The organism is Mesorhizobium sp. WSM4817, assembly GCF_055811135.1.
The window spans coordinates 1-351 of the sequence record NZ_JBVVQQ010000150.1 but is presented as its reverse complement, the minus strand read 5'-3'; the positions used below and the strand labels follow the sequence as shown (position 1 = coordinate 351).

2 pseudogenes are annotated in these 351 nt (G+C 61.3%); both read right to left on the bottom strand.

What is annotated here, in order from left to right:
• Nucleotides 1-213, bottom strand: a pseudogene (locus AC0L2K_RS35155) (MBL fold metallo-hydrolase); the annotation flags it as partial.
• Nucleotides 214-217: 4 nt separating this feature from the next.
• Nucleotides 218-351, bottom strand: a pseudogene (locus AC0L2K_RS35150) (fumarylacetoacetate hydrolase family protein); the annotation flags it as partial.

Sequence of the window (351 nt, the reverse complement as noted above, 5' to 3'; positions counted from 1 at the left end):
CGGCTTGTCGGTGACGGTCCTGACCTTCTCGATCACCTTGCCGGCCAGTCGGGGCGTGGCCTGAGCGTCGATCACCATCACCGATTCGTCCCCGATGATGACGCCAGTGTTCGGGTCGCCCTCGGCGGTGAAGGCCCACAAGTCGCGGCCGATCTCGGTGAAGGAGATCCTTTTCTCTGCCATATCGCCGACAGATGCGAATTGCTTGGCCATGGTCTCAGGCTTCCTTCTTGTGTTGCGTCACCGTCTGCTCAATCGCGCCGAAGATCCGAGTGGCCGGCCTTGTCTCTCATCTCGATGCGGACCGTGTCGCCGAAACGCATGAAAGGTGTCTTTGCCGCACCCTGCTCG